Source organism: Hassallia byssoidea VB512170 (assembly GCF_000817785.2).
In the GTDB taxonomy this organism is placed as follows: domain Bacteria; phylum Cyanobacteriota; class Cyanobacteriia; order Cyanobacteriales; family Nostocaceae; genus Hassallia; species Hassallia carrinoi.
Map to the genome: position 1 here is coordinate 13,245 of NZ_JTCM02000044.1, position 16,999 is coordinate 30,243.

Consider the following 16,999-nt stretch of genomic DNA (forward strand, 5'->3'; position numbering starts at 1 on the left):
ACGAGTCCCAGTTACTGGGGGAAATCAAGCATTCCCTGATACAGCCCCTCTTTATGGAGAGGCGATCGCTTTGGCTTGAAACTTTTTAGCTGTTGGTCAAGATATCCACCAACGCTTTGCCCTTGCCTAAAGCAGAAGCGGGTTCAGGCACGGATGTATTCTCAATTCTGATTACTTGTCCTTGTCCTGGACGACCGCCTCGGTTGATAACATAAAAGGCGTTATCTGGACCAATGGTGAAGGCTGCGGGTGACTCTAATCCATTACCACTGAGTAAAGTCGTGCGAGTACCATCGATCGCTATTTTGATCAGAGATCCTTCTGGTTTTCCTTTCCAACCTGAAGCATTCATATGCTGCAATGCATACAAGTTGCCTTCAGTATCAAAAGCTAAGTCAATCAGTTGGGTAAAGCCATCTGCGTAGACTGTTAGTCCGTCAGCATCAATTCTGTATATTTTTGCTTGACCTTCTGGAAAGGGAAAACCAGTAAATTCGCTGACGTAATAAGCACCGTCAGAACCTTTAACAATATCTGTAGGTACTGATTGAATTGCTATCTGCGATGGTGGTGCCTGACGATAAGCACTAGCTGGTGGTACGTGTCCCCGGTCAAAATTTTGCGAGTTAGAACCGGGGAAGATTGGATTAGTTAATATCTGGTTGGGAATTGCAGCAATTACCTTCAGACCGCTGCCATCAATATTTCCACTGAGGACGTTGTTCGCCCCTGCATCAACTAATACAAGTTTATCTGCGTCTATGTAAAAAGACAAGGGGTTACTGACGACTTCACATGAACTTGATTCAGACTTGTTGATAAGTTCATAATTGGCTAGATCGGCAGTACTAGTCCAAGTATTTGTACTAAAGTCGGCAGTGATAATTTTTCCTAGGTCAGTGTTGCCTAATGCGCGATCGCGTAAAGCTGGATTAGCAGCATAGCCAATCAGAACATAAGCCTTGCCTTGAGCATCAAATTTTATATCGTGAGGACCGGCTGCCCCAGTTCCATCGGCAAATGCGACAGAAGGTAATCCTGTCAGTACACGTTTGACGATGCCATTTTCAATTTTGGCGATCGCACCACTCGTGCCATAACATAAATTACCTTGACCGCTGGGTGAGGGAACACTCTTGCCATCTCCCCCAATTCCCGATAAAGCAATATAAAGACTACCGTCAGGACTAAAGCTTAGACCTTTAGGATTATCAAGACCGTCGGCAATTACTGCAAACGATGTAATAGTATGTTCCTTCAGTTTCATTTTAGAAGTAAGAGTTAGAAATTATGTAGAGACGTTCCGCCGGAACGTCTGTACGGGAGGAGGTTTATTTAGCCAGCGGTGCGTAGCTCTGACCACGGTCAAACGATTGCAGATTGCCGGCTTTGGCTTCTGTCAAACGTTTGATGTTCATGTTCTCAGCACCAAAGTCTTCAATTTGAAGTTTGCCTAATGGTAGTTGTTCACCATGTTTCCAAAATGTGATTCGGTGCAAAATGAAACCAGGAGCTTCTGGATCGCCGAAAGCATAAGAAGCTGGGATCAACATGCTCGGACAGCGCTGATAAAATCCTTGCTCAGGATAAAAGAATTCATGCTCTACCAAGTACCATTTGCTAACAGGTTCTACCCGCAGCGAAACTTTTACTTTATGACCGTATTCATCGCGATACTCACCCGATGAAGCAGAAATTTCGCCATCTGGTCGCACTAAATGTGCCCAGTCGTTCATATTTCTCAAATCTGACAAATACGCGACTCCTACTTCTATGGGAGCATCAACATAGATGGTGTCAGTATCAATAAAGTAACGCCCTTTTTCGGCTGATGTCAGACCAGCTTTGCGTTCCAAGTTAGCTTTGAGCGAACGACATTCAGAAGTATGTACGGTATGAATTCCCTGCATAATCATCTGAGTTTGTCGCTTTGGATCGACAAAACTTAACCAGTGAAAATACACACCCTTTTCATCTGTTCCTGGCTCAATGTAATCGCTAGGGAAAAGCAGAACCGGATAAACTTGAAAATATTTCTGATACTCAAGTCCGCAATGCCACTCAATACCTTGAAGCTGCGAGTGCTGTAATTTTTTAACGTGATAGTAGAGGTCTCTATGATAACCTGAGGCACTTCCGCGCCAGGTATCTTCGTCCATTTGCTCTGCCATCCGGCTATAAAGTGTCCACTCGTCTAAGTTTTTTAGACTGCAAAGGTACTCGTAAGTATTCTCTAGTGAATTTGCAATATAAGCGGATGTAGCAAAGGTATTTTTTTCCACTGGGCACTCCTTTAAGATGTTAGTAGTTAGTGGTTGGTGGTTAGTGGTTAGTAGTTGGTGGTTAGTGGTTAATGGTTGGTGGTTAGTGGTTGGTGGTTAGTAGTTAAATACTCCAACTATCAACTATCAACTATCAACTAACAACTAACAATCATTTCCTTGTTCTTAATTTTTCTGGCGTTCATAATCCGTTCTTCTGCCAACTGTTTAGCAGCTTCATTGGTGCTGATTTCCTGCTGTTTGGCGCGAGCGAAAATCTCAAGTAGTGTGTCGTAGATATTGTGCAATTGCTTAAAGGCTTTTTCTTCGTTATACCCAATCATTTCGTTGTAAACGTTGATGAGTCCTCCAGCATTAATTACATAATCTGGAGAGTAAAGAATTCCTTTTTCTACTAGCATCTGACTGTGTATTTCTTCCTGAGCTAGCTGATTATTGGCGGCACCGGCAATAATCGCAGCTTTCATGCTATGAAGAGTCTGGCTGTTGAGAATTCCACCTAAAGCACAAGGAGAAAATATATCGACATCAAGGGAGTAAATTTCGTCTGGTGCTACAACAGTTGCACCAAAAGTACGTTTTACTTCTTCTGCTTTTTCTTGACTGATATCAGTGACAAAAAGCTCTGCACCGTTTTCGTGTAAAAGTTGGCAAACATTTCTGCCGACGTTGCCCAAACCTTGAACCGCGACTTTCAACCCTTCTAAACTTTCGCTTTGCAGGCGAAATTTAACCGCAGCTTTGATGCCTAAAAATACACCTTGGGCTGTGATGGGAGCAGGTCCGCCAGATTTTTCTTCTACCCCAACTACATAATTAGTTTCTTTACTAATTGTTCTGACATTTTCGGGGGTAAGATTCACATCTTGCCCGGTGATAAAACGTCCTTGCAATCTGTCTACAAAACGTCCGTAAGCTCTAAATAAGTCTTCGGTTTTATGTGCGGGATCAGCAATAATAACTGCTTTGCCTCCACCAACGGGAATGTTGGCACAAGCTGCTTTATAAGTCATACCACGACTTAAACGAAGGGCATCTTTTAAAGCTGCTTCTTCGTTGAGATAAGGCAACATTCGGGTTGCCCCCATTGCGGGTCCTAAGCTGGTGTCATGGATGGCAATTATTGCTTTGATATCTGGGTCTTTGCCATGACAAAATAAAACTTGCTCGTGACCCATTTCTTGTACTGTGTCAAAAAGGTTCACACTACACTCCACTTTTGAATTTTGGGAATTGGGCTTTTTCAAGAGGGGGAAAGGGAAAGGGGGAAAGGGTAAAAAAAATATCCCAGGAGTTATTTAAATCACTCTTTATTTCCATACCTTTACCCTTTACCCTTTAACCTTTTCCCCTCTTCAAATTAGATATTTGGAAATGAAATTTGCACTGCGGAATTTTTCGCAGGAGTTGCTTTAACTCCTTGTGCGGCTAAACTTTGATTGCGACCTTTGGAAGGTGCAACTCGATTCGGGTCAATGATGACGTCGATAACGAAGGGAACTTCTGATGCGATCGCTTGTTCTAACGCTGCCTCTACATCAGACTCTTTCAGGACTCTGATTCCTTCTGCTCCCATTCCTTTAGCAATCATCACAAAGTCTGTGGGGGGAATTGATGCATCTGCTCCTGTGAGTCCCAACAATTTCATCCCTTGATGGCACATGTTGTAACGTGCATCGTTAAGCACAATCCAGATTGCGGGAATTTGGTATTTGACGGCGGTGCTGATTTCGTTATTCATCAACATTGCTCCATCGCCAACAATCGCTACGGCTTTACCATTACGGGCTTGGGCGGCTCCGACAACTCCGGTAGCGGCGTGACCCATTGCCCCAACTCCGGTGCTGACTCGGTAACGATTAGTTTCAGCAAATCTCAGGAAATGAGTTGACCAGGTAAAGGAGTTACCACACTCTGCCATGACTACGGCATCGCTACCTTCTACGATGACTTTTTGAATGGCTGCCATCAATACTTCTGGTCGCACTGGAATATCTGGGGCACCCGCTTCAATTAATTCTTGTTCGGGGTTGGGTAAGGAAATCGCAGACGCGGTATTCTCTGGCATGTGCTTCAGCAGCGCTTGGACAAAGGCTTTGATGTCAGCCTGCACGGGGTAGGTTTGGGCAGATGCGTAAGCTACTCCTGGTACTTGTGGATCAATGTCTACATGCACGAAGCCACCTGGGGGAACCATTGCCGGACTCCAAAACGAGGTCGGTTCACCTAAGCGTGTTCCTAAGACTAGGGTGCGTAAGCAAGTTGCAGATTGCATGTATGTCATGACAGAGCCATGACCACCTAAACCTGTGACTCCGACAAACTGCGGATGGTCTTCAGGAAAGATACCTTTACCGCGAGGTGAACACATAACTGCTGCACCTGTTCTTTCTGCAAGCTGGAGAATTTCTTCGGCTGCATTTCGCGCACCGAATCCAACCCAGATGGCAAAGGGTCCTTCGGATAGTAACTCAACAGATTTGGCGATCGCCTCTTCTGATGCCGCTACCGATAAAGAACCAACTCCTAAATCGGGCAGGTTTGTTTCATCAACTAAGCTTGTCTGTAGACGTGTGGGAATGCTCAAATGCGCCACAAATCCGCCTGGTTGTGCTAACCCAAGAGCAATTCTCCGAAAAATCTGTGGAAGTTGATCCGCAGATTCTATCGTGACAGCATAGTTGAACAGCGCTCCAGAAGTGAATATGCCGCTACTCGGCAATGTGTCGGTGCTGGTTTCCTGAATCCCCCAGCGTCCGCGATTCCCTGCTGAGGTGCAAGCTGATAACAAAATCACTTTTGCGCCTTCTCCACGAGCCGCAAATAAGCCTGTGAGGGCATTGGTCATTCCCGGTCCTGCGGTGGTGAAAACTACGCTCGGACTACCAGTAGCAAAATACGCTTCGGTGGCAGCAAAGGCGGCTCCAGCTTCATGGCGAAAGTTGAGTACCTGCATGGTACTATTTGATAGCGCACCCCAAAGGCTTGCCATCGCTCCCCCGGCGACACCATAGGCGCAGCCTACTCCCAAGTTCTCTAACATTTCGGCGATCGCATCCGCAACTGTCAGCGATTTGGAGTTTTTGCCTGATTCTAAATAACCGTCTAGCTTGTACGGTTCTGCGGTGATTTGTCTTGTAGATGCGGTATATTTTGGAGTCATTGCTTTTACGTAATTAAAACGAAAATTGCTGGCATAAGAATCTCTGTACCTTACTCAACCTGCCTTGACACTCATTTTTTCGGAAATGCAGAAAACCAAAAACTGAGTTTTTCTTGTAACTTTTGACCTGGCTTGGTTGACAGTAGGAACACTTAAATATCGCAAAAGTATATAGATAGTTAGTACTAAACCTTTCTGCTGTGCTTCTGGAAACAAGCCTACGGGAGATTAAGAAGTATTTACAATGAATAATCTTTTGATCGCCTTGTCAATTCTTTTGCTGTTTAGCAATAGCTGCAATGCTCATTCTGCATAGCTTATAAATCTCTACCTTGCGATAGTTGAATGAAATAGCAATCCCTTGAATAACTTAAATATTAGTATTAAAAATTACAATATTTTTTTGAGGCAAAGTGAACAAAAAATCATTTTTTATTTGTAGCTCTGTTTCTGCGAAGTAGCTTTTACCTCAAATGTTTGTGCTGTTGAACACATCAATATTTAATACACTGTCTACCTTTTGGTGGATGTGGAAAAATTAGGTATATTCCTTACTGAAAAGTGTATTTCTTATGACGGATGACAAATATGTGGTATTGTAGTGAAGTTTATAAAGGAGGAAATTAAGATAAATTAAATTCCTGAGTCAGAATTTGCATCAGCCCTTGGGGAAATTCAGGATTTTTTTGGCATTTTGAAGCAAAAAAAGGTAACGGTCAGTGTTAATAATAGAAATTGTTTTATTTTCTCTTTCTATTATCTTAAACTAGCCGTTTATTGCAGTTTGTATTTGTTGTTTTAGATACGTAAATGTTGTTTTGTAAAGATTAAGTAAAGTTTTATTAAGAGGATTAGTTTTCTGATAATTTAATAAGTGGGATTAAAGAAATTAATACCTTTAATACCGAAGTATAAATTTCTAGTAATTCCTGATTACAAGCCCATTTATGACATTGGTGCAGACGGATTGAAAAGGCTTAGTAGGGCTATGAATCTTGGCGATTACAAGTTAGTACCATCCAACTCTAAATCGGCTTCAACGGCAAAAGAGTTGCAATTGGGTCATTTACTGATAAATCAGGTTGCAGATGCTGCTTTTTGCGTACAAGAGAACTCCGAGTTTCTCTATGTAAACGATGCGACCTGTCGCATTACTGAGTATTCCCGTGAGGAATTACTGAGGATGAAGTTGCAGGATGTCGATGTAGATTTCTTGCCAGAAGTTTGGTCCCAACAATGGCGATCGCTAAAATCACAAGGTTCGCTCTGTTTGAAATCGCGTTACCGCACAAAGAAAGGGCAGATGTTTTTGATGGGGATTACCCTGACCTATATAGAACATCAAGGTAAGCAAATCGCTTGTGCAATCGCAAGCGATCGCAGTGAGGAGATAGTAGAGTTCAGTATGCAGCGGTATGCTGAGAAATCCAAAGATGCCAACTTGGAATTACATCAGGAAGTATCTGCCCAATATCAGCAAAAAGAAGAAGAACTCAAAACATCTGTTAATTTACTGCGTTCGACTCTTGAATCTACCGCTAATGGTATACTTGCGGTAAATTTTGAAGGGGAGATTCTTTGCTACAATCAAAAATTTATGGATATGTGGCAACTTCCCAAATCAATAACCATATCCAGAAAATGCAAACGAGCTAAAGGCTTTTTTGAGAGCCAAGTTAAAGATAGACAGCTATTTCGTGATTGCGTATGGGAAATGGAGATTCAATGCGCGAGCGAAAGGTACGATTTACTAGAATTGAAAGATGGCAGAACTTTTGCACACTACTCGGAACCGCAGCGACTTGATGGTAAAATTATCGGCAGAGTCTGGAGTATTTGGGACGTTACAGAATTCAAACGCACTGAAGCAGCACTCAAGCTGAACGAATCGAGATTTCGCACTTTGGCAGAAAGCACAGATGCTAGTGTTTTCCTGATTCAAAACTCAAAGCTTTGCTACGTAAATCAGGCGGCTGAGGTTCTTACAGGCTACACTAGAAAAGAACTGCTGAATAACTTTAATCTTGACCGATTAATTAAAAGCAAAAAGCTGAGGCAAGTCAATAAGCTAGATAATGCGGCTACCTGTGAATATCAAGAAATGCAGATTGTCACCAAAAGTGGCTCGCAGCGTTGGCTAGCTTGTACTGTGGAAATGATGGATGGATTACTTGATTTTTCCGGTAAGCCAGTAGAATTCGTCACAGCGATTGATATCACCGATTACAAACACGCAGAATCAGAAGTTCGTCTAGCTTTAGAACAAGCAAAAAAACTCAGCGAACTGAGAGAACGCTTTGTGTCTATGCTGTGTCATCAATTCCGCACACCGCTGAATATTGTCTCATTTTCTTCTGACTTGCTAAAACGCCATCTTCACCAATGGAATGAAGAGAAAACCCGCTCTTATCTTGATTTAATTCAAAATGCTGTTCATGAAATCAGCCAGCTGTTAGATGAGGTATTGTTGTTTGGTAAAGCAGAAGCCGCAAAGTTAGAATGTAACCCCAGACCAGTTGACTTACAACAGTTTTGTCGTGATATTACAGCACAGATGCACTTAGCAACTGATAAGCAAACATCAATTGATTTTATCAGCCCTGGTGACTGTTCAACTGCTTATTTAGATCCAAAACTACTGCATCATATCTTAACGAATTTACTATCAAATGCAATTAAGTATTCCCCTGATGGAAGTACGGTTATTTTTGAGTTGCACTGTCAAGATGAAGAAGTAATTTTTCAAGTTAAAGATGCAGGTATTGGGATTCCCGTAGTAGATAGAGAACAAATATTTGAAGCATTTTATCGCGGTAGCAATGTCGATAGTATCCCCGGTACTGGTTTGGGTTTATCGGTTGTCAAAACTCTTGTAGAGATACATAGAGGTCGAATTGCTGTTGAAAGTGATGTGGGTGCAGGCACTAAATTTACTGTCGTGTTGCCCAATAGAATTGCTGAGTCTTAAGTTTTGAATAAAAACTTTTACTCAGCACTAATTAAGTACTCGGCATATTCAGTGTTTATTTTCTACTAAAAATTGTGGTAATTTAATTATGATGCAACAATCAGCCAAAAAAATTCTCGTAATAGAAGATAATGCAATCACCCGCAATCTCTTCTTAGACAGTCTGCAAGCTGAAGGTTTTGATACTATAGCTGCTCATAACGGTGTTACTGGCATCCAGCAAGCACAAGAGCATTCACCGGACTTGATAATTTGTGATATTATGATGCCGGATATGGATGGTTATGCGGTTCTGGCTGCGCTGCGGCAAGAGCCGATAACAGCGATTATTCCCTTCATTTTTCTGACTGGCAGCAACAGCACAGAAGATATGCGTAAAGGCATGGAATTGGGCGCAGATGACTATCTTACCAAACCGTGTACAGTAGAGCAATTGCTCAGAGCGATCGCTACCCGATTAGAAAAGCAAACTCAGATCCGCTACTGGTGTGCGATCAATTCTCATCAAATGTCAGCATCGTTACCCACACCAAAAACTTCAACCGAAGAACCTCTTGAGTTCAGCTTTCCATCGGTTCCTCAACTCAAAGAAGTTTTTGATTATATCGAAGCTCATTATCAAGAAGGAATTACTTTGTGTGATGTCGCTCAAGCAGTTGGTTATTCCTCCGCTTACTTAACTAATCGAGTAGCAAAGAAGACGGGAGACACCGTAAATACTTGGATTGTGAAGCGCAGAATGGCAGAAGCACGTAATTTACTTCAAAATAGTGACCAAAGTATCGAGCAAATTGCTACAAGTCTCGGCTACCAAAATGCATGTCACTTTTCCCGTCAGTTCCGTCAACACAACGAGATACCTCCCCAAAGCTGGCGCAAAAAGCATCAATTTATACCGGAACATATCGGCGCAGTTTAACTTTCACAGAATGAGCGCAATCTTTTACGTCGTAAGTAGCGGTAATTCATGAATTACCGCTACCGAATAATGTGCCTTTCAATTATTTTTGCGCTCATTCCTAACTTTTTTGTCTCAACTGCTGTAGCAGTAATTGTACTCCTAAAGCAAACAAACCAAGAGTTACGATCGCAAATACCCCTGTTCCTAAAGTGAATACACCTATAACTAGGGTACGCACTGCGGAGGAGATTCTGATAGTTAATTGGTTTTGTGAATGGATCGGGTTCGTGGCAAAACTGATAGCGATCGCATTTAATAAAGAGTATGATGCGATCGCAAGTCCTGCGGAAATTATCGATCCAATTAAACACCGTAATGGAGTCGCTGTATTTTTTGGCTTTTCTGATTGTTCAATTAAATTTGGGTCACTCATACTATTTTGGATTTTAGATTTTGCGGAAAGTCTGAGCGGAGGTTTCCTCCGATCAGAACTTTCCAAGACGGATTTTGGATTGGGAATTGGGCAAGGGGACAGGGAGACAAGGGGACAATTCTTTCTCCCCCTCTCCCCCTCCCCCCAGTCCCCAGTCCCTAGTCCCTAGTCCCTTGTAGAATTGTATCAGCCCATGCTTTATCCTCTGCTTTTAGTGGTGGTATTGGCTCTTGATTGTAATCAATAGTTAAATAAAATCTCGCACGCAAATATATTCGATTTAATAAAGGTTGCAAATCTAAAATCACTCTTCTATCTCCTGACTGCAAAGGTAACACGAAAGTAGGAATTTTTTCGCGAACGCTAAAGCCGTATAATTTAGCTTGAGGGCGAGTTTCACTTTGACTAACAACTATGCGATAATCTGTTGCTGGCACTTCTCCTAATAAAGACATTTGCCGACCACTTCTAAGTAAATCAATTTCTACTAAATGCGTCAGACTAGCTAAAACTTGTTTTCGCTTTCGTTCATAAGCTTTTCTTCCTTCACCTGCTCGTTTGTTTTTAGGAGAGAGAATTTCAATTGTTGTGACAACAAATCCCGTGTCTATCTCTCGAATTTCTAAGTAACTTTCTGTGACATTTTCTGGTATGGGTATTGTCACCGTTACCCCATCTGTGGTAGATACTTGTGTAGTCGTTGATGAATGCTCTTTCTGATTTGATTGTTGAGAAAAAATAGTCACATCAGGAATACCTACTAATATAGAATCCTCTTCATCACTTAAATAAGTACGTTGCTCAATGGCAACTCGATATTGAGAAGGTATGTTTGGCTCAATTTCGTCAGCTATGACTGCGATTAACCGATGATGTACTTCTGACCAAAATACGGGATTTTCCAGATAAGGATTCATCCCTGGAAATGGAGAATTCATACGACTATGTTCTGTTAGGATACTATCTGAATTCCATGTGCGATCGCTTTAGTTACAAACAATTCTAAATCTTCGTTCTTCGTCGCTGTTTTCACTTGCAGCTTAACTTCTTCTGCATGTTCTTGAGACTCACACAGCGCAAATACACTTGGTCCAGAACCAGACATCATTGTACCCAAAACTCCGGCATTTGCAAAAGTTTCTCGCAACTGCAATACTTGCGGATAAGCTGGTAATACTACCTTTTCTAAATCATTATGCAGTTTTTGGGCGATTTCTTTGGCATCTTGATGCAGAATCGCTTTTACCATTTCTCCTGAATGTACTGCTGACGCACGAATTGCCAAATTATCGCTATCTCTAATGTAAGAATCACTATACTCTTGTCGATAGCTTTTATAAGCCCAAGGAGTAGAAACTTCTAAGCTTTTGTATTTACCCAATACTATATATATATTATTTAAACTTGGCAGTGGAGAAAGTTGTTCACCTCTACCTGTAGCGATCGCTGTTCCACCCGCAACGCAGAATGGTACATCTGAACCTAAAGTAGCTCCCAATTCTTCTAATTCTGACTGAGTTAGTCCCAACTTCCACAATAAATTAATTCCTACCAAAACCGCTGCTGCATTCGTCGAACCCCCAGCTAAACCCGCAGCTACAGGAATGCGCTTGGTGATGGTAATTTCTACACCTCCATATTTAGCAAAGGTGTTAGGAAATTCCGTTGCCATTAATTCGGCTGCTCGGTATGCCAGATTACTTCGGTCTGTCGGTACTAGGGGATGGTTGCAATGAACGCGAATCGTGTCAGTGCTGATGGAATGCAACTCAATTTCGTCTGCCAAGTCGATACTTTGGAGTATCATAGCTAACTCGTGGTAGTTATCTGAGCGATCGCCTATGATTTCCAGGTATAAGTTGATTTTAGCCGGAGCAATTAAGGTGTAGGAATGCATGTTGAAAGTTAGGAGTGGGGAGTGGGGAGTGGGGAGTGGGGAGTGGGGAGTTAGGAGTTAGGAGTTAGGAGTTAGGAGTTAGGAGTTGGGAGTTATAAGTTACAACGAGCAAAGTGGGGAGTTTATCTTGATTTTTAATCCCTAACTCCTCACTCCTCACTCTTAACTTTTAATTCCTCACTCCTCACTCCCCACTCCTACTTGTAACTCCTCACTTTTAACTTCTAACTGATTTGCCAGTGCTACCCATTGAGAGACGCTAAGGTCTTCAGCACGAGCTTGAGGATTTATTTCTAATTTTTCTAGTAATTGTGTCAGGCTGGCGCGTTCTACAATCGATTGCAAATTATTTCTTAACATTTTGCGCTTTTCTCCAAATCCTAACTTTACCAAAGTTTCCAATCGTCGCGGGTCATTTGCTGGTGGTTCTATTTGGTAGGGAACTAACCGCACAACTGCTGAATCTACTTTTGGGGGTGGGGAAAATGCAGCTGCGGGTACTGGACAAATTAACTTACATTCAGCTAAATATTGTACCCGCACGCTTAATGCTCCAAAGGCTTTTGAGCCTGGTTTAGCATATAATCTTTCTGCTACTTCTTTTTGTACTAATAGTACTATTGAATCAAATGGTTGAGGATTTGGTTTGGCAATCGTACCAAGTAGCTTTTCTATAATTGGTCCGGTGATGTTGTAAGGAATGTTAGCAACAACTTTATTAGGGTTTTGAAAAGCTTCAAAAGCTGCAAGATGAGATGGTAAATCTAAAGTGAGAAAATCTCCTTGCAGAAGTAAGAAATTATCACTTTTACCGAGTTGCTTGACTAATAATTTGCACAAATCGCGGTCAATTTCTACTGCAACTAAAGATTTGACGTTTGGTAATAAACGACGAGTGAGAATGCCGGTACCAGGTCCAATTTCCAGAATGCGATCGCTTTGGTTACATTCAGCTGCTTCTACTATTGACTGAAGTGCCTTTTCGCTTTTGAGCCAATGCTGGGCAAAGTTCTTGCGCGGTCGTATCATCTATATTGCCTCCTTAATTCAATGTTTTAGCCTTTGCCTGATTTATTGACTTTTTAAATATAATATGATAAAGAAGATGAAATGATCAGGCTTGTAAGAATAAAAGCGATCGCTTAATTATCCACTCTTCGATGCACCTTTGAACTCAAAGCCTCAAACTATAGACAAGTCCTTCAAAATTCTTTATTACCATGACAGACATTACTGTAAACTTCAACTCCATCATTACACTCACAGACGACGACTTTTATCAACTATGTCGGAAAAACCCTGATGTCAAATTTGAACGCAATGCCAAAGGAGAATTACTTATAATGTCACCCACCGGAGGAGAAACAGGAAACTGTAATGTTGAAATAGCGACAGATTTTGTTATTTGGAATCGACAAAATAAACTAGGTAAAGTTTTTGATTCTTCCACCTGCTTTAAACTACCCAACGGTGCAAATCGTTCCCCCGATGTTTCTTGGATACGACAAGATAGATGGGATGCACTCACCCCAGGACAGCAAGAGAAATTTCCGCCAATTGCCCCAGATTTTGTTTTAGAATTAATCGGGGCAACTGATAGATTGCAAGAAACGCAATCTAAAATGCAAGAATATATAGATAACCAAGTGAAGCTTGGCTGGCTAATTAACCGCAAAGCACGTCAAGTTGAAATTTATCGTCAAGGACAACCAGTAGAAATACTCGAATCTCCAAAAACATTATCAGGAGAAGATGTTTTACCAGGTTTTATTCTAGATATGCAAATAGTCTGGAATTAACTTAAATATAACGTAGTAAGGGCTTCAGCCCTTAAAATATAACGTAGTAAGGGCTTCAGCCCTTAAAATACTTTTGAGCGGTAAACCGCTCACTACGTAATTAAAGATTTTATATTTAATTAAACCCATTTACTAACTCGCTTTTACCTGAGTAACAGGAATCTCAATTACAAATTCTGCACCTTGTCCAAGTATTGAGTGACAAGATAATTTACCACCATGTTTATCTACCACAATTTGATAACTTATAGATAGTCCTAATCCTGTACCTTTACCTACATCTTTCGTAGTAAAGAAAGGGTCAAATAGTTTTGAAAGTATTTCTGGTGGAATGCCTTGACCATTATCTGCGATTCTGATTACTATCCAGTTGCCATTAACAACTTCAGTACTAATGCAAATCTGTGGATTAATTTTTTGTTCTTTGTTCTTGACAAATGACTCTTCTAACGCATCTATAGAATTGGCAAAGATATTCATAAATACCTGATTTAGTTGACCGGGATAGCACTCAACAGAGGGAAGTTTGCCATACTCTTTAATAACCGAGATTTCTGGATGTTCTGGTTTAGCTTTCAGACGGTTGTGCAAAATCATCAGCGTACTTTCGATTCCCTCATGGATGTTTACTCGCTTAAATTCAGCTTCATCCAGACGAGAAAAATTCCGTAGCGACAAAACGATTTCACGGATGCGTTCAGTTCCGACTCGCATCGATTGAAGAAGTTTCATTAAATCTTCTTTGATAAAATCAAGGTCAATGTCTTCAATTTTTTCTTCAATTTCTTCTGGAGGATTGGGGTAGTATTGTTGATAAAGTTCTACTAGTTGCAGCAAATCTTGGGAGTATTCACAAGCGGGAGTCAGATTAGCATGAATAAAGTTAACCGGATTGTTAATTTCATGAGCGACACCTGCAACCATATTACCCAACGAAGACATTTTCTCGCTTTGGATGAGTTGAGCTTGGGTGCGTTGCAATTTGTTTAGAGTATTTTCTAAATACTCAGCCTGTTGTTGTAATTGAATTTCGGCTTCTTTACGAACGGTGATATCAGTTGCCACACCAAGAAGTTGTTTTACTTTCCCGTCAGCATTACAGCTGAAAGACGTGTCTCGACTGTAAACCCAGTGCCATTTTCCATTTGCATCTTTCATTCGATACTCAATCTCAAAAATCTCGCCATCAACAGCGCTAGTAAATTTTTGGTGATAGGTTATGACTTTTTCCCAATCGTCTGGATGAAGAGTATTGGGAAGAAATTCTGCTCCCATTTCTTGAACTTCTTCAATCGAGTAGCCGAGAATTTCAGCTATTTCATGATTCGCGTATATATTGCGCTGTTCTTCTAAGTCGTAGATATAAATAGTATTAGGAATCGAGTCAGTAATACGTTGAATGAAATGCTGGCTAGCTTTAAGTGCTTCTTCTGCTTTTTTACGCTCTGTAATATAAAAGGTTGTTCCTATTAAACGATAAATTCGACCTTCGCTATCTTTGAGAGGATTAAATGTAGTTAGTAACCAATTTTCTTCACCGCGTAATGTAAGGCATTCTTCAAAAGAGATAGCAACGCCTGCAACGAGGCAAGTGTTACATTTATGAAGTATTTCTGCGGCTTTTGTAGCACCAAAAATTTCTGTTAAGCTTTTACCAACTACTTCAACACTACGCTTGCCTGTTGATTTTTCTGCGTTTAAGTTCCAACCTCCAGAACGAAATTCGCCATTTTCTAGAACGTCGATGACAAATATAGAGCATTCAACTCCATCGTATATACTGCGTAAAAATTGCTCTTGCTGTTGTTGTCGAGCTTCTGCTTTTTGCCGTTCGCGAATATCGCGAGTAATTGTTGCCATACACAATGGTTCACCAGTCTCAGGATTTTTAATTAGAAAAGTGTTGCAATCAACTGGAATCGGTTCTTCAGTTTGGAAATGTCGGAAGCGATATTCACTCTGCCACAAACCATCTTTTACCACCGCAGGTATGATGCGTTGCTGCAAATATTCTCTGTCTTCTGGTAAAAATAATTCTTCGATCTTGATACTTTTGACAGCTTCTAAGCTATCAATACCAACTAACTTTCTTCCTGCTTCGTTAATGAACAGCGGATGTCCTTCTAAGTTGCCGATACCAATAAAATCATTACTATTTTCAATTAGTGAGACAAACATTTGCCGCTCTTGTTCGGTTCGTTTGCGTTCTGTGATATTAGTTGCTGTGATGACGAGTTGATAAATTCGTGAGTTGCTGTCTTTTAGAGGTGTGATATTCAACAGCCACCAAGTAGTATCTTTACCATCTGTAGAGAAATGCTTCTCAAAAAAAATGCTTTTGCCAGACTTGACACATTCGCTGTAACGCTGACGATAAAGATCCGCTCTTTCGGCAGGTAGTACCTCGCTGATGGTTTTCCCTTGAACATTGGACATCGGTACAAGACTGGTTCTTGCCATCGCTGGATTTAAGCTGACATAGCGAAACTCTCTTCCGTCATCCAAAACATCCATAACAAAGATGCCATAGTCTACACCTTCCCAAATGCTTTGTAGAAACTGTGCTTGCTGTTGAAGTTGTTGTTCTGCTTTCTCGCTATCGCGCAATGCAGTTTGCTCTTCGGTGACATTTCTGACAATCAATATGATATTATTATTGGCAAAGGGAACGAATCGCCCTTCAAAGTATTCTTCACCGTTGGGCATTGATAGCGAATACTCAACACTCACTAAAGATGAAGTTTCTTGAACTTGGACAATTGCTTGCTGCATCTTTTGGGCAACTTCTAGAGGAAGAATTTCCACCATCCGCTTTCCTAAAAATACCTCTGCTGGAACATACAATTCAGCATCTTGAGAGCCAGCTTTGTAATCTAAAATAGTGGTATCCCCAGCCAATCGAAAGAATAAGTCAGGAAAGGCATTAAGCATAGCCTCTAATTCTGAAGTTTTCTCATGTAAGGCTGCTGTACGTTGCTGGAATTTAACTTCTAACTCTTCATTCAAGAGTTGCAGCGCTATTTCTGCTTGTTTGCGATCGCTAACATCAATTATGCAGCCATCCCAAAGAATCGAGCCATCTGATTGTGGTTCTGGTTTAGAAATTCCTTTCAACCATTTTTGCTTCCCAGAAGGTGTGATAGTTAGCCACTCATATTCCCAGTTTTCTAAGGTTTGAGTGGAGATGGCAATTGTTTCCTGTAACCCAGGAAGGTCTTTAGGATGAACCACTGCAAATAACAATTGTGGATTTTGGTACACTTGTGAAGGTTCTAGCTCATAAAGTTCTCGACATCCAGAAGAAACATAAGGAAACGATACAGTACCATCACTGAAAAGCTGAAATTGGTAAATTACCCCTGGTACATTGTCTGCCAAGCGTGCAAACCAGGCTTCGCTTTTACATACAGGTACTTCTGTCTGCGATTGCAACTGAGAAACTATCTGACGCAGTTCTACCAATTCTTGTTGAAGAGATTCATAAATACTTTTATCTACGGTGATGGAATTGCAAGCCATAATCAAAGTCGGTTGCTAGCTAGGGGTTTGAAGTAGA

At 41.2% G+C, this 16,999-nt stretch carries 12 protein-coding genes; 3 read left to right on the forward strand and 9 right to left on the reverse strand.

Features of this window, described 5'->3' with window-relative positions:
• Positions 1–85: 85 nt before the first annotated feature.
• From PI95_RS18745 to scyA, 4 genes are all read right to left on the reverse strand, one after another.
• Entirely contained in the window at positions 86–1,267 is a 1,182-nt protein-coding gene (locus tag PI95_RS18745; protein ID WP_052324683.1) for a ScyD/ScyE family protein, read from the reverse strand.
• 64 nt (positions 1,268–1,331) lie between these two features.
• On the reverse strand, positions 1,332–2,282 hold the full coding sequence (scyC, locus tag PI95_RS18750; RefSeq protein WP_039738057.1) for a scytonemin biosynthesis cyclase/decarboxylase ScyC: 951 nt from the start codon (positions 2,280–2,282) through the stop codon (positions 1,332–1,334).
• A gap of 137 nt (positions 2,283–2,419) precedes the next feature.
• Entirely contained in the window at positions 2,420–3,487 is a 1,068-nt protein-coding gene (scyB, locus tag PI95_RS18755; protein WP_039738055.1) for a tryptophan dehydrogenase ScyB, read from the reverse strand.
• A 155-nt stretch (positions 3,488–3,642) separates the two neighbouring features.
• On the reverse strand, positions 3,643–5,445 hold the full coding sequence (scyA, locus tag PI95_RS18760) for a scytonemin biosynthesis protein ScyA (RefSeq protein WP_039738054.1): 1,803 nt from the start codon (positions 5,443–5,445) through the stop codon (positions 3,643–3,645).
• A gap of 988 nt (positions 5,446–6,433) precedes the next feature.
• Here scyA and PI95_RS18765 point away from each other — a divergent pair.
• Complete coding sequence (locus tag PI95_RS18765) at positions 6,434–8,413, forward strand: scytonemin biosynthesis sensor histidine kinase (RefSeq protein ID WP_039738052.1); 1,980 nt, start codon at positions 6,434–6,436, stop codon at positions 8,411–8,413.
• Positions 8,414–8,501: 88 nt separating this feature from the next.
• Positions 8,502–9,332: a response regulator transcription factor gene (locus PI95_RS18770; protein ID WP_039738050.1), complete on the forward strand. Its 831-nt coding sequence runs from the start codon at positions 8,502–8,504 to the stop codon at positions 9,330–9,332.
• A 100-nt stretch (positions 9,333–9,432) separates the two neighbouring features.
• Here the strand turns inward: PI95_RS18770 and PI95_RS18775 are convergent, their stop codons facing one another.
• The 4 genes from PI95_RS18775 to rsmA all read right to left on the reverse strand — a co-directional run bounded on the left by PI95_RS18775 (position 9,433) and on the right by rsmA (position 12,673).
• The gene (locus PI95_RS18775) at positions 9,433–9,747 is read right to left on the reverse strand and encodes a DUF3082 domain-containing protein (RefSeq protein ID WP_163518999.1); all 315 of its coding nucleotides are present in this window, start codon (positions 9,745–9,747) and stop codon (positions 9,433–9,435) included.
• A 158-nt stretch (positions 9,748–9,905) separates the two neighbouring features.
• Positions 9,906–10,685 (reverse strand): DUF4058 family protein, encoded by a 780-nt coding sequence (locus PI95_RS18780; RefSeq protein ID WP_039738047.1) that lies wholly within the window; start codon positions 10,683–10,685, stop codon positions 9,906–9,908.
• Positions 10,686–10,699: 14 nt separating this feature from the next.
• On the reverse strand, positions 10,700–11,644 hold the full coding sequence (gene ispE, locus PI95_RS18785; protein WP_039738045.1) for a 4-(cytidine 5'-diphospho)-2-C-methyl-D-erythritol kinase: 945 nt from the start codon (positions 11,642–11,644) through the stop codon (positions 10,700–10,702).
• Positions 11,645–11,821: 177 nt separating this feature from the next.
• Entirely contained in the window at positions 11,822–12,673 is an 852-nt protein-coding gene (rsmA, locus tag PI95_RS18790) for a 16S rRNA (adenine(1518)-N(6)/adenine(1519)-N(6))-dimethyltransferase RsmA (RefSeq protein ID WP_039738043.1), read from the reverse strand.
• A gap of 191 nt (positions 12,674–12,864) precedes the next feature.
• Here rsmA and PI95_RS18795 point away from each other — a divergent pair, with 191 nt between their 5' ends.
• Positions 12,865–13,443: a Uma2 family endonuclease gene (locus PI95_RS18795; protein WP_039738041.1), complete on the forward strand. Its 579-nt coding sequence runs from the start codon at positions 12,865–12,867 to the stop codon at positions 13,441–13,443.
• Positions 13,444–13,575: 132 nt separating this feature from the next.
• On the opposite strand, the gene PI95_RS18800 is transcribed toward PI95_RS18795, so the two are convergent.
• Entirely contained in the window at positions 13,576–16,962 is a 3,387-nt protein-coding gene (locus tag PI95_RS18800) for a PAS domain S-box protein (protein ID WP_052324682.1), read from the reverse strand.
• Positions 16,963–16,999: the final 37 nt, after the last annotated feature.

What these genes read in the sequence shown, in the direction of transcription:
- PI95_RS18775 (WP_163518999.1), bottom strand. Translation starts at nt 9,747, where the DNA reads ATGAGTGACCCAAATTTAATTGAACAATCAGAAAAGCCAAAAAATACA.
- PI95_RS18745 (WP_052324683.1), bottom strand. Translation starts at nt 1,267, where the DNA reads ATGAAACTGAAGGAACATACTATTACATCGTTTGCAGTAATTGCCGAC.
- scyA (WP_039738054.1), bottom strand. Translation starts at nt 5,445, where the DNA reads ATGACTCCAAAATATACCGCATCTACAAGACAAATCACCGCAGAACCG.
- PI95_RS18770 (WP_039738050.1), top strand. Translation starts at nt 8,502, where the DNA reads ATGATGCAACAATCAGCCAAAAAAATTCTCGTAATAGAAGATAATGCA.
- PI95_RS18800 (WP_052324682.1), bottom strand. Translation starts at nt 16,962, where the DNA reads ATGGCTTGCAATTCCATCACCGTAGATAAAAGTATTTATGAATCTCTT.
- PI95_RS18765 (WP_039738052.1), top strand. Translation starts at nt 6,434, where the DNA reads ATGAATCTTGGCGATTACAAGTTAGTACCATCCAACTCTAAATCGGCT.
- ispE (WP_039738045.1), bottom strand. Translation starts at nt 11,644, where the DNA reads ATGCATTCCTACACCTTAATTGCTCCGGCTAAAATCAACTTATACCTG.
- PI95_RS18780 (WP_039738047.1), bottom strand. Translation starts at nt 10,685, where the DNA reads ATGAATTCTCCATTTCCAGGGATGAATCCTTATCTGGAAAATCCCGTA.
- rsmA (WP_039738043.1), bottom strand. Translation starts at nt 12,673, where the DNA reads ATGATACGACCGCGCAAGAACTTTGCCCAGCATTGGCTCAAAAGCGAA.
- PI95_RS18795 (WP_039738041.1), top strand. Translation starts at nt 12,865, where the DNA reads ATGACAGACATTACTGTAAACTTCAACTCCATCATTACACTCACAGAC.